Annotated in this window: 12 protein-coding genes; 3 read left to right on the forward strand and 9 right to left on the reverse strand. The window is 41.0% G+C overall.

The window, feature by feature from the left end:
- Nucleotides 1-44 precede the first annotated feature (44 nt).
- The 4 genes from G509_RS0109265 to G509_RS0109280 form a co-directional block, all read right to left on the reverse strand.
- The gene (locus tag G509_RS0109265) at nucleotides 45-308 is read right to left on the reverse strand and encodes a Txe/YoeB family addiction module toxin (RefSeq protein ID WP_026991271.1); all 264 of its coding nucleotides are present in this window, start codon (nucleotides 306-308) and stop codon (nucleotides 45-47) included.
- Nucleotides 298-552, reverse strand: coding sequence for a type II toxin-antitoxin system Phd/YefM family antitoxin (locus tag G509_RS0109270; RefSeq protein ID WP_026991272.1), 255 nt, complete (start codon nucleotides 550-552; stop codon nucleotides 298-300). The genes G509_RS0109265 and G509_RS0109270 overlap by 11 nt, the downstream gene beginning before the upstream one ends.
- Before the next feature lie 139 nt (nucleotides 553-691).
- On the reverse strand, nucleotides 692-1879 hold the full coding sequence (locus G509_RS0109275; protein ID WP_026991273.1) for a pyridoxal phosphate-dependent aminotransferase: 1188 nt from the start codon (nucleotides 1877-1879) through the stop codon (nucleotides 692-694).
- Between the two features lie 21 nt (nucleotides 1880-1900).
- On the reverse strand, nucleotides 1901-2995 hold the full coding sequence (locus G509_RS0109280; protein WP_026991274.1) for a fatty acid desaturase family protein: 1095 nt from the start codon (nucleotides 2993-2995) through the stop codon (nucleotides 1901-1903).
- Nucleotides 2996-3105: 110 nt separating this feature from the next.
- Between G509_RS0109280 and rsmG the strand changes: the two genes are divergently transcribed.
- Nucleotides 3106-3735, forward strand: a complete 630-nt coding sequence (rsmG, locus tag G509_RS0109285; RefSeq protein WP_026991275.1) for a 16S rRNA (guanine(527)-N(7))-methyltransferase RsmG — start codon at nucleotides 3106-3108, stop codon at nucleotides 3733-3735.
- A gap of 82 nt (nucleotides 3736-3817) precedes the next feature.
- The gene (locus G509_RS21785; protein WP_051200090.1) at nucleotides 3818-4285 is read left to right on the forward strand and encodes an endonuclease domain-containing protein; all 468 of its coding nucleotides are present in this window, start codon (nucleotides 3818-3820) and stop codon (nucleotides 4283-4285) included.
- Between the two features lie 70 nt (nucleotides 4286-4355).
- Here G509_RS21785 and pruA read toward each other — a convergent pair whose 3' ends face one another.
- The 3 genes from pruA to G509_RS0109305 form a co-directional block, all read right to left on the reverse strand.
- The gene (gene pruA, locus G509_RS0109295) at nucleotides 4356-5981 is read right to left on the reverse strand and encodes an L-glutamate gamma-semialdehyde dehydrogenase (RefSeq protein ID WP_026991276.1); all 1626 of its coding nucleotides are present in this window, start codon (nucleotides 5979-5981) and stop codon (nucleotides 4356-4358) included.
- 436 nt (nucleotides 5982-6417) lie between these two features.
- Nucleotides 6418-6804, reverse strand: coding sequence for a Co2+/Mg2+ efflux protein ApaG (gene apaG, locus G509_RS0109300; RefSeq protein ID WP_026991277.1), 387 nt, complete (start codon nucleotides 6802-6804; stop codon nucleotides 6418-6420).
- Nucleotides 6805-6917: 113 nt separating this feature from the next.
- Nucleotides 6918-8183 (reverse strand): type IX secretion system plug protein, encoded by a 1266-nt coding sequence (locus G509_RS0109305; protein WP_026991278.1) that lies wholly within the window; start codon nucleotides 8181-8183, stop codon nucleotides 6918-6920.
- Nucleotides 8184-8347: 164 nt separating this feature from the next.
- Here G509_RS0109305 and G509_RS0109310 point away from each other — a divergent pair, with 164 nt between their 5' ends.
- Nucleotides 8348-11155, forward strand: coding sequence for a M16 family metallopeptidase (locus tag G509_RS0109310; protein ID WP_035738796.1), 2808 nt, complete (start codon nucleotides 8348-8350; stop codon nucleotides 11153-11155).
- Between the two features lie 166 nt (nucleotides 11156-11321).
- Here G509_RS0109310 and G509_RS0109315 read toward each other — a convergent pair whose 3' ends face one another.
- Both G509_RS0109315 and G509_RS0109320 read right to left on the reverse strand, forming a co-directional pair.
- On the reverse strand, nucleotides 11322-12089 hold the full coding sequence (locus G509_RS0109315) for a class I SAM-dependent methyltransferase (protein ID WP_026991280.1): 768 nt from the start codon (nucleotides 12087-12089) through the stop codon (nucleotides 11322-11324).
- A 55-nt stretch (nucleotides 12090-12144) separates the two neighbouring features.
- On the reverse strand, nucleotides 12145-12516 hold the full coding sequence (locus G509_RS0109320; protein ID WP_026991281.1) for a GxxExxY protein: 372 nt from the start codon (nucleotides 12514-12516) through the stop codon (nucleotides 12145-12147).
- Nucleotides 12517-12570: the final 54 nt, after the last annotated feature.

Genomic DNA, 12570 nt, shown 5'->3' on the forward strand with positions numbered 1-12570 from the left:
ACAAGGCGGCAAAGTTACAAAGTTTTTTTAATGCTTTTGCCGGATTAATAATGACCTCTTAACTGAATGACATATATTGTAGAATCATCTACGGTGTATACTATGCGATGTTCTTTATTAATTCTTCGGCTATAGTAGCCACTTAGCTCATGCCGTAATGCTTCGGGCTGCCCTATGCCTGTAAAGGGTGTTTGCTGCATATTGGCTAAAAGTGATTTAATTTTATTTAGGATTTGAAGGTTGTTAGTTTTCTTCCAAAAATTATAATCTTCTAAAGCAGTGTTGGTAAATTCAATACTAAAGCTCATCCAGGTTAACTTTGGTTGTTTTACCCGCCTTTACCTGATTAATACCTAACATCAGGCGGTCCCTGTTTTTTTCTGAAGATAACAGGTAAGAAGTTTCGTTAAGGGCATTGTAATCAGCCAGCGATATTAATACTACATCTTCGTTATTAGGCCTGTGTACAATAATTTCCTGGTTATTGCCACTTACACTATCAAGGGTTTCTTTCAGGTTTTTCCTTAAATCGGTTACGCTTATCGTTTTCATGTTATAAAGTGTTGTACTTACAAATGTACAAAATAATGTACAATTTGTTCGGTGTGATAACGAACAATTGTTCGGTTGCGCATAAGAGTGTAAACATCATTATAAAAAAAGTCCCGCTATTGCGGGACTCTCAGTATCATTAAGCAGCTAAAGCTTCTTTTATTCGTTTTAAGGCTTCGGTTAAAATTTCTTCGCTGGTAGCGTAAGAGAACCTTATACAATCAGGGTTGCCAAAAGCATCGCCGGTTACGGTTGCAACGTTGGCATGCTCTAACAGATACATAGAAAGATCGTCGGCATTTTTAATTTCTACTCCTTTTAATGTTTTTCCGAAGAAAGAAGAAACATCTGGGAAAACATAAAATGCACCCTCTGGTACGTTTATCTTAACACCCGGAATTTCTTTTAGTAAACCAACAACTAAATCTCTACGGCTGTGGAAAGCAGCAACCATGTCTTTCAGCACGGCAGGGTCTGCATCTACGGCAGTAATAGTAGCACGCTGTGCAATACTGTTGGCACCGCTGGTTACCTGGCCCTGCATTTTAGTACAGGCTTTGGCAATAAATTCAGGTCCGCCAATGTAGCCAATTCTCCAGCCGGTCATGGCAAAAGCCTTAGCCACACCATTTACGGTAATGGTTTTATCGTACATTCCGGGAATTGTAGCTATGCTGCAAAAGTTTCCTGAAAAGTTGATGTGCTCGTATATCTCGTCGCTTACCACATAAATGTTCGGGTAGTTATCCAGAACACGGGCAAGGGCAGTAAGTTCGGCTTCGTTATAAACAGATCCGCTTGGGTTACAAGGCGAGCTAAACATAATTAGCTTGGTTTTTGGCGTAATGGCCGCCTCAAGCTGGGCAGGCGTAATTTTAAAGTCGCTTTCTATAGTAGTAGGTACTTCTACAGGGTTAGCCTCGGCCATTTTAACCATTTCGGCATAGCTTACCCAGTACGGGGCAGGCAGTATACACTCATCGCCCGGGTTAAGCAACACCTGGCAAAGGTTATAAAGCGATTGCTTGGCACCGGTAGAAACCACAATTTGCGATGGCTTATAATCCAGGTTGTTATCGCGCTTAAACTTGCGGCAAATAGCATCTTTAAGCTCTGCGTAACCATCTACAGGAGAGTAAGTGCTGTAATTATCGTGTATGGCCTGTATGGCAGCCTCTTTAATAAAATCGGGAGTATTAAAATCGGGTTCACCTAAGCTAAGGCTTATAATGTCTTTACCCTGTGCTTTAAGTTCCCTGGCTTTAGCAGCCATTGCAAGTGTTTGCGATGTAGATAAGTTATTAATCCTGTCTGAAAGCGCGCTCATTGTGTTATAGTGGTTTTAAATTTAATTTAATGCAGGTTTCATTCCCAGTTCTTTAAGATGTTTAAAGTGGGCAGCAACAGCGGCACTCATGGTTTTAAACTCATGGTAGGGCAGGTTGTGCTCGCTGGCGGTTTGTTTTACTATTTCGGCTATTTTCCTGTAATGTACGTGACTGATGTTTGGAAAAATATGGTGCTCTATCTGGTGGTTAAGCCCGCCTGTAAACCAGTTTACAAAACGGTTTTTAGGAGCAAAATTAGCTGTGGTATACAATTGGTGAATGGCCCATGTGTTTTCCATTTCGCCAAGTTCATTGGGTAATGGGTTATCGGTTTCCTCAACAATATGCGCCAGCTGAAATACAATACTTAGTATAAGCCCTGCTACATAATGCATTACAAAAAAGCCTATAAGTACCTTCCACCAGGTTATTCCCAGCGCCATTGGCAGCACAAGCCAAACCGAAACGTAAATAATTTTTGTAACGGCCAGTATGGTCCATTGCTTTACAGGGCTCTGGAATTTACCGTACGATAAGCCGCGTTTAATATAGCGCCTCATCTGTTTAATATCGGTAGTAATGGCCCAGTTAAAAGTAAGTAATCCGTAAAGGAAAATAGAGTAGTAGTGCTGGAATTTATGGATCCACATCCAGTCGGCCGATTTAGAGAAACGGATAATACGTCCGGCCTCCAAATCTTCGTCATGCCCATGTATATTGGTGTAGGTGTGGTGCAAAACGTTATGCTGCACCTGCCAGTTGTTTACGTTGCCGGCAAGCAAATACATACTGCCGCCCATTATTTTGTTAAGCCAGTTTTTAGATGAGTACGACCCGTGGTTGGCATCGTGCATAACATTCATGCCTATGCCGGCCATGCCCACGCCCATAACTATGGTAAGCAGCAGCTGTGCCCAAACGGGTAAATGCAGCGTTAGCAATACAAAATAGGGGGCAAGGTATAGCGAGAACATTATAATAGTCTTAAGGTGCAGCTTCCAGTTACCGGTTTTTTTAAGGTTGTTATCCTTAAAATAATCGTTAACGCGTTTGGTAAGCGTCCTGAAGAATTTTATTGAGTCGGTTTTCGAGAAAACTGGAGGATTTACATTCATAAGTTCTTGCAATCTTGGTTTCAAAGATAATTATTAATCAAAAGGTAAACGCATTAATAAGGGTAAAATTTCATAACGGAAATGATTACTTTTGTCAAAAATTTAAAATAATGGAGGAAATAATACGCTATTTTCCGGATCTTACAGAACAACAGATAGAGCAGTTTACCAATCTTGAGGCTTTATACAAAGACTGGAATGCCAAGATAAACGTAATATCGCGCAAAGATATCGATGCGCTGTACACTAAACACGTGCTGCACTCGCTTGCTATTGCAAAGGTTGTGCCCTTTATGCCGGGCGCCTCTATATTAGATGTTGGCACAGGGGGTGGTTTCCCGGGAATACCTTTGGCGATACTGTTTCCTGAAACAAAATTTTACCTGATAGATATTATTGCCAAGAAGATAAAAGTGGTGCAGGAAGTAGCTGCTGCCCTTGGACTGGAAAATGTGAGGGCCGAACAAAAGCGTGCCGAACTGGTTAACGAAGACTTTGATTTTATTGTGAGCCGCGCCGTTACCAACATGTCCGATTTTGTTAAGTGGGTTAAGGATAGAACTAAAAAGAAACAACTGCACGACCTTAAAAACGGTATATTATATCTGAAGGGCGGCGACCTTACCGAGGAACTTCAGGATTTTCCGAAAGCTACAGAGTATAACCTTGTTGAGATTTTTAACGATGAGTTTTTCGAGACCAAAAAGGTAGTGCATTTGCCGCTGAAGTTTAAGGCGTAGTAGATTGGGGTTTACAGCTGCGTGAGGATTCCCTCCCTTGGAGGGGTGGCTGAAAGCCGGGGTGGTTAAAAACTAATTTCTAATGGAAAAGGAAGTTCTAACTTACATAAATGGAAATCCTATATATAGAAATTTCATTCAAAATTTACCCTATAATCCAGATTTGAAACATCGTTCTAAAAATCTGAGAAAAGCAGGTAATTATCCTGAAGTTGTTTTTTGGCAACAAGTAAGATCTGGTAGTTTTTATCAATTGGATTTTGACAGGCAGCGTATTATTGGAAATTATATTGTAGATTTTTATATAAAGGCTTTGGGTTTGATAATAGAGATTGATGGCTCAAGTCATAATGATAAAGATGTTTATGATGATTTGAGGGAGCAATATCTAATGTCTTTTAAACTTAAAATTTATAGAATTTCATCATTACGGATATTGCACGATTTGAATAATGTAATGATTGAGTTCGAAAATTATATTGTTGATGCCTATTCTAATAAGGGGTTAACCACCCCGCCCTTCGGGCACCCCTCCAAGGGAGGGGAATAATAGCGACCCAAAATAGCATAACAAAAACGGCCCCGCATTGCGGGGCCGTTTGTATTAATATCAGCAAAGATTATCCTAAAAACGGATACCTGTAATCTGTTGGTGGAACCAACGTTTCTTTAATGGTGCGTGGCGATACCCAACGGTAAAGGTTTAGGATAGACCCGGCTTTATCGTTAGTGCCCGATGCCCTTGCGCCACCAAATGGCTGCTGACCTACAACGGCGCCTGTTGGCTTATCGTTAATGTAGAAGTTACCGGCTGAGTTCTCCAAAGCTTTAGCGGCCTCTTCTATAGCATAGCGGTCCTGGCTAAAAATAGCGCCTGTAAGGGCGTATGGCGATGTTTCGTCTACCAGTTTAAGGGTTTCCAGCCATTTGCTGTCTTCAAAAACGTAGATGGTTAATACCGGGCCAAATAACTCGGTAGAAAGCGTATCGTAATTAGGGTTAGTAGTTACAATAACGGTTGGCTCTATAAACCAGCCAACAGATTTATCGTAGTTACCGCCGGCTATAATTTCGGCATCCGGTGCAGCTTTGGCAGCATCGATGTATTTTGCAAGTTTATCAAAAGAACCTTCGTGTATAACAGCCGATATAAAGTTTGAAGGATCTTCAGGAGAGCCTATTTTAAACGATTTAATATCGTTTACCAAATGCTCTTTTACAGCAGGCCAAATAGACTGCGGTATGTAAGCTCTTGACGCAGCCGAACATTTTTGCCCCTGGTACTCAAAAGCACCCCTTGTAAGCGCAGTAGCTACCTGTGCAGGAATAGACGATGGGTGTGCCACCACAAAATCTTTACCGCCGGTTTCGCCAACTATTCTTGGATAGGTTTTATATTTAGAAATGTTACCGCCAATTTTTGTCCAGATATCGTTAAACACCTGTGTAGAGCCTGTGTAGTGGATACCTGCAAAATCAGGGTGAGAAACAAGCGTATCGGTAATCATAACCGGGTCGCCGTGTACCATGTTTATAACACCATCGGGTAATCCGGCAAGTTTAAACACTTCAATAATTACGTTGGCGCTATATACCTGAGATGCACTCGGTTTCCAAACTACCACATTACCCATAAGGGCAGGTGCAGCAGGCAGGTTACCGGCAATTGCTGTAAAGTTAAACGGGGTAATGGCATATATAAAGCCTTCTAAGGGGCGGTACTCTAAACGGTTCCAGATGCCTTCGCTCGATACTGGTTGCTCAGCATAAATTTGTGACATAAACTCTACGTTAAAACGTAAAAAGTCGATAAACTCACACGCTGCATCAATCTCGGCCTGGTGTACCGTTTTAGCCTGGGCTATCATGGTAGCGGCATTTATTTTAGCGCGGTAAGGCCCGGCTAACAATTCGGCAGCTTTTAAAAATATCGAAGCCCTGTGTTCCCATGCTAAAGAAGCCCATTGTTTTTTAGCGGTAAGCGCCACTTCAATAGACTTTTCTATGTGGCTTTTTTCGGCTTCGTGATAGGTGCCTACAACTTTTTTATGGTCAAAAGGCGGGTTGATGGTTTTGGTTTTTCCGGTGCGAATTTCTTCGGCGCCTATGTACAACGGCACATCTACGGTAGTGCTGTAAAGTTCTTTAAATGCGGCAAGTACCTGCTCTCTTTCTTTACTTCCGGGGGCATAGCCCTTAACCGGTTCGTTAATAGCTTTGGGTACATTGTATATTCCTTTTGGCATGATATAATTGTATTAAAGAATTAAATTTTTAAGCATTGCAAATATACAAAGAATTATGCATACTGTATTTGAAGATACAGCAGCAAAAAACGCAATATGCTGATTAAAAAATAATTTGGTTAATGCCAAATGCACAAACGTAGGGCGATGCCCCACGCTACTATGTTAGACCCTTTCAGGGTCATATTAAAATTTAATGATTTTGACGATAGCTATTAGAGGCTCAAATCCTGAAAGGGTTATATAAAATAGCATAGGGCAGCGCCCTATGATTGCGTGCGATATGTAATGACCCTGAAAGGGTCTAACATTAGAATATAATTCGTAAAAATTCGTGAAATTCGTGTCTGATTAATTCAGTACAAAAGCAGTCGGGCTTTCTGCAAAATTTTGTGAGCCTTTGTGTTTCTTTGCGAATCTTTGTGAAATAAAACCCTTAATTCAATGCAAAAGGAGCACTAAGCCTGAAGGTAGGCACTATAACCCTAAAGTTACGGGTACTGGTAAAATTGATCATGCTAAAATACCCCCTCATAGCTCCAAATGGCGATGCCAAAAGGCAGCCTGAGCTGTAGGTGTGTTTTTCGCCGGGTTTAAGTACGGGTTTTTTGCCAATAACGCCCTCGCCGTCTACAATTTCGATATCGTTTAAAGAATCGTAAATTTCCCAGTGGCGGGTGTTTAATTGTACCGAATCTTTGCTTTGGTTTTCTATGGTAATCTCGTAGCTAAAAGCAAACTGGATTCGGTAGTTCTTAAAGTACGTGCCTTCAAAACTGGTTGATACAGATATTTTAATGCCTCTTGTTATTTGTGATACCATACTGCTATTGGGTTTACAGATGTAAATACACCCGCAAAAATACAAAATTATTCACTGTGGGGCTACGTTACACATATTAAATTAACTCAAATTAATATTTAACTCTTTGCTTGTTAGTTAATAATGTTTTCTGAGTTGGCGTTTCCGCGGCCAATTACCCTATCATAACGTTCGTTGTTCTGCCTGTAGTATACAAAAATATTATAATCGTTCTCGGTTTGGTAATAATTGCCATCTACAGCATTTTTTCCGTCAACGGTGCCATTTTTATTGGTGGTAATGTACATAAAGTTGTTAAACCCTTGTTTAACCATAATGGCTTTAGCGTATGTGGCTGTTTTTTCGTCGTACTCCAGTTTGTACTCATCGGTTTTGGTGTAGTTGTTAAACATGCCGCCTATGTAAATGTCTTTTTTCTCAAAAAATGCAGGGGCACTCAGTTTAAAAAACACCCACGAATAGTCTGATTCCAATGCCTGGTCGGTCACGCTAAGGTTAATGTTCTTGGTTTGGAAATTACCATTAACATCTGGGAAAAACGTGTACCCTTTGCTCGACCTTGCATCGTTAGTATATAAAATAGTGTTGTAAATATCGCCGGCGGTAATGCGGGCAATATTGTTTACGGCGTTTCTAATATCTTTATTATCAAAATACAAATATTCGTTGCCGGCCCAAAACTGGGTTTCTTTATCGTATTTGTAAATAAGGTCGTTACCAATGGTGTACTGTGGCTTAACGTTGTAAATGGCGTTATCAAAACGGCCGTTCTGAAACAAGGCCACCTTTACGTTTTGCAGCGGACTCTGAAAGTTAAACGCCGTGGTTTTTACCGAGAAATCAAGGTTGTGCTTTTCCTGTATCACATCCATATCGCGGGCACGTTTTACCTGTAGCGGCACACTAACCTCTTCCTGGTATATTATAAGGCGCCTTGTAAAAACCACCTCGCGGTCGTCGTTAAGTATTTTAAGTATGTAGTTGCCTTTAAGCAGTATACGCGTAAATTTATTAGGGAAAGACAATGTATAGCGCGAGTAAATTTGTAACGTATTAAACGAGTTATTGTAATTTTGGATACGCTGGTTATCAAAGCCCTCTATATAATCGTTAACGGTTAACTGGGTAGAGGGTGTCCAGTCGTAATTACAATGCGTAATGGTATAGTAATAGTTAGCCTCGTTACCAAACAAATCGTCAAACTCCAGTGTAAAACTATCGCCAAGCCTAAAGTATGGGTAAACATTGGCACCCTCCTTCATAAAAGAAGCTGTTTTAATATTATAAGGAGGTGCTATTTCTTGCTGCACCTGTGCAACGGCTGTAAACGATAATAGTAAAAGAGCAAAGGCAATTAACCGGGAGGCGGGCTTAATCATTTCTGTTTGTTTTATTCGACAACGTAAAGATACTAATAATATTATAACCCGTGCAGCGGTTTATGTTTGCGATTTTTAACCTAATTTTAGCATAAACTGTTAAAATTTGTAATAAACAGGAATTTTCTTAGTTTCTAATATCACCAATCAAAACCAATCATCTTATGAAACACCTTTCTTTATGGATGTTTCTTGTTGCTGCGCCGTTGCTTACGGCAGCACAGGAACTCAAGGGCATCGACCCTATTCCGTTCGATCCTAATGTAAAAACCGGAAAACTTAAAAACGGCCTTACCTATTACATAAGGAAAAACACCAAGCCGGAAAACAAAGTAGACCTTAGGCTGGTTATTAATGCCGGCTCTATTTTAGAAGATGACGACCAACAGGGCCTTGCCCACTTTATGGAGCACATGTGCTTTAACGGTACTAAACGCTTTCCTAAAAATGCACTGGTAGATTACCTGCAAAGCATTGGCGTAAAATTTGGGCAGCACCTTAATGCCTACACCAGTTTTGATGAAACCGTGTACTTTTTACCCATACCAAGCGATAGCCCCGAAAAACTGGAGAAAGGCTTTCAGGTAATAGAAGACTGGGCTTTTAATGCGGTGCTTACGCCCGAAGAAATTGATAAAGAGCGTGGCGTGGTGTTAGAAGAATACCGTATTGGGCTTGGCGCCGAAAAAAGGATGACCAACCGCTTTATGCCTAAAATGATGTACCAGTCGCATTATGCCGACAGGATGCCGATTGGGCAAAAAGAAATTCTGGAAAATTTTAAATACGATAAAATTACCAAGTTTTACAAAGACTGGTACAGGCCAGACCTTATGGCGGTTATTGTAGTAGGCGATATTGATGTGGCTGCCATGGAAAAAAAGATCCAGGAGCATTTTGCATCGTACCAAAACCCTAAGAACGAAAGGCCGCGTAAGGTATACGAAGTGCCTAACCATAAAGAGACTTTTGTAGCGGTGGAGAGCGATAAAGAGGCATCGTACTCGCGTGTTAGGCTTATTTATAAAGACCATACCCTGCCTAAAAAGCTGGTTACCATTAACGATTTTAAAAAATATATTAACGAGGGGTTATTCTCTGTAATGCTTAACAACAGGCTTACAGAGCTTACTAACAGCCCTACACCTCCCTTTACTTACGGGTACACATATCATGGTGGCACGTGGGCGCGTACCAAAGAGGCATACCAGTCGTTCGCAGTAACGCAGGAAGACAAGCAGCTCGACGCTCTTAAGGTGCTTGTTGAAGAAAACGAAAGGGTACGTAAATTCGGGTTTACCCAGGGCGAACTCGAAAGGGCTAAAGCCGAGTATTTGGCCCAGATGGAAAGCCAGTTTAACGACAAGGATAAAACCGAATCGGAAAATTTTGTTAGCGAATACCAGAATCACTTTTTGGAGCAGGAGCCTGTGCCGGGCATAGAGTGGACGTTTAAGGCCATGCAAAAAGTGTTGCCAACGGTTCAGCTGGCCGATCTTAATGGCATGGTTAAAGATTATATTACTACCGATAACAGGGTGGTTATTTTTACCGGTCCCGAAAAAGACGGCCTTAAGCAGCCTACCGAAAAAGAGGTGTTAGCAGTGCTTAATGTTAATACTGATAAGCTTACGCCTTATGAAGACGGCGTTGCGGCTACCAGCCTTTTAAGAGGCGATATTAAACCGGGCAGCATTGCTAAAAAAGAAAGTAATGCCAAGCTGGGCACTACCACCCTTACCCTTAGCAACGGCGCTAAGGTTACCTATAAAAAAACCGATTTTAAGAACGACGAAGTGTTGCTGGAGGCTATAAGCTTTGGTGGCAGCAATCTGTACAGTAACGATGATATTAAAAAAGTGCAGTTTGCTAACAACGCACTTTCTGAAGCGGGTTTTAGCGGACTTAAGCTTAACGATATCAATAAGTTTATGACGGGTAAAATTGCCCAGGTTAGGCCTTACATTGGCGGTACTACCGAAGGTTTAAGCGGTAGTGCTATACCTAAAGACCTTGAATATATGTTTCAGATGGTGCATGCTTATTTTACCGACCTTAACCTTGATAAAGACGCTTTTGAGGGCTACAAGCAAAAACAGTCGGCGTTTTATAAAAATATGGCATCGCAGCCTAACTTTTATTTCCAGCAGGAGTTTTACGGGTATTTGTATAAGGAAAATCCAAGGTTTAACGGACTTATACCTACGGAGGCATCATGGGCACAAACCGATTATGTGCTGGCTTACAATAAATACAAAGAACGTTTTGCCAATGCTGCCGACTTTGAGTTTTACTTTGTGGGTAACGTAGACGATAAGGCTATGGAAATATTTGCGGCCAAGTACATAGCATCGTTGCCGGCAAGCGATAAGAGGGAAAAACCTACCGATCTGGGTTACCGTATGCTTAAAGGCGATCATAAAAAAATAGTGAATAAAGGTTCTGATCCTAAAAGTAATGTTAGCATTATGTACTACGGCGACACGTCTTACAGCCCTAAAGAGGCGCTGGCCATAAAGGCACTTGGCGAAATTCTTACCATTAAGCTTATAGAAGAGCTTAGGGAGAACGAAAGCGGTGTGTATGGCATTAGTGCCCGTGGCAGCATGAACAAGGTGCCTTATGGCTCGTACAGCTTTAATATTGGTTTTCCGTGCGGACCTGATAATGCCGAGAAGTTAACGGCATCGGCACTTAGGGAACTTCAGAAAATTATTGATAATGGTCCCGAGGCTAAAGATCTTGCCAAATATAAAGAGGCTGAGCTTTTAGAATATAAAAAGGATATTAAAGAGAACGCGTACTGGATGGATTACCTGGAGCGTTCGTTTACTAACAACACCAACCCTGAGGAGATTTTTGCGGTTGAAGGTAAAGTAAACGGCCTTACGGCTAAAGAAGTTCAGGATGTTGCTAAAAAGTACCTAACTAAAGATAAAGTTATTGGCATATTAATGCCTGAAACTAAATAAATTGTTCCTGGTTAAAATGCGAAAACCCCTTAGTGATTTTACTAAGGGGTTTTTATTTTGATGTCTTTAGCTACGAATTACACGAATTTTCACAAATATCCGGGCTTTGTTTGATTTAAGTCAAAGAAATAAATTGGGGCAATTTGTGTAATTCGTGGCTAAAGAATTAATTTTTATAGCAAACCGGTATAATTTCGCCTTTGGCTAAACAATAACGCTCTACATCCTGTGGGTCTATTTTTTTAGTATAGTCTTCTTCAACCACCCTAAAGCCTATGCTTCTAAGTTTGTTGAAATAATCGCGGCCATAAACACGAACGTGGTCGTACTGGCCAAAAATGCGGGCACGCTCTTTCTGGTCAACAATAGTGTTGTCTTCAAAAGTAGTTTCGCGGTTTAAGTCCTGCGGAATTTGCAGTATTGCCATACCGCCGGGTTTAAGCACGCGGTACAGTTCCTGCATGGCCTTAGTATCATCTGGAATGTGTTCTAATACGTGGTTGCACAATATAAGGTCGTATTCGTTATCCTTAAACGGCAGGTTGCAAATATCTGCCTTTACATCTGCCAGGGGCGAGTAAAGGTCGGTTGTGGTGTAATCTAAATTTTTCTGGTTCCTGAAGCGTTTGTAAAACGCCTGCTCAGGGGCAAAGTGCAATACCTTTTTTGGTGCCGAGAAAAAGTCGGTTTCATTAGTAAGGTACAGCCATAGCAGGCGGTGCCTCTCTAACGACAGTGTGCCCGGTGCCAGCACATTATTGCGCTGGTGCCCATAACCATACGGCAAAAAGTTTTTAAAGCTTTTGCCGTCTATCGGGTCGGTATAGGTGTTTCCCTTAAGGGCAAAAGCCAGTACCGGACGCGCTACATAGCTTAAGCGTATAAGCAGCGGGCGGGGTATGGTGTTAAGTATAAGTTTAAAAAGTTTCTTCATCGAATTTCACAGAGATGCACAGAGGAATCACAGAGATTCACAGAGTTTATATTTATTAATTTACAAATCGTTTTATACCCTGAGTTAAAACTTTTGTGTGAAAATTTATTAGCAAACCAACTGGATAATTGCCTAATCGCATATAAGTAAGGATCTGAGCAAAATGTACGTCAGTAAAACATTCAACTGTTTTAAGTTCAATAACGAGCTTTTGTTCAACCAACAGGTCTATCCTATATCCGTGATCTAATTTAATGTCTTTATATATAATCGGTAAAGGTTTTTGCCTTTCTACTAACAGCCCGGAATTATAAATTTCATAGGCTAAGCATTCAGAGTAAGCGGATTCAAGTAATCCAGGACCCAAATTCTTATGAACTTCTATTGCCAGCCCAATGATTTTGCCAGTCAAATCATTAATTTCCATATTTTCTGTGTGTCTCTGTGATTTCTCTGTGCATCTCTGTGAAATAGCCATCTT

It is taken from the genome of Flavobacterium subsaxonicum WB 4.1-42 = DSM 21790 (genome assembly GCF_000422725.1).
Lineage (GTDB): Bacteria > Bacteroidota > Bacteroidia > Flavobacteriales > Flavobacteriaceae > Flavobacterium > Flavobacterium subsaxonicum.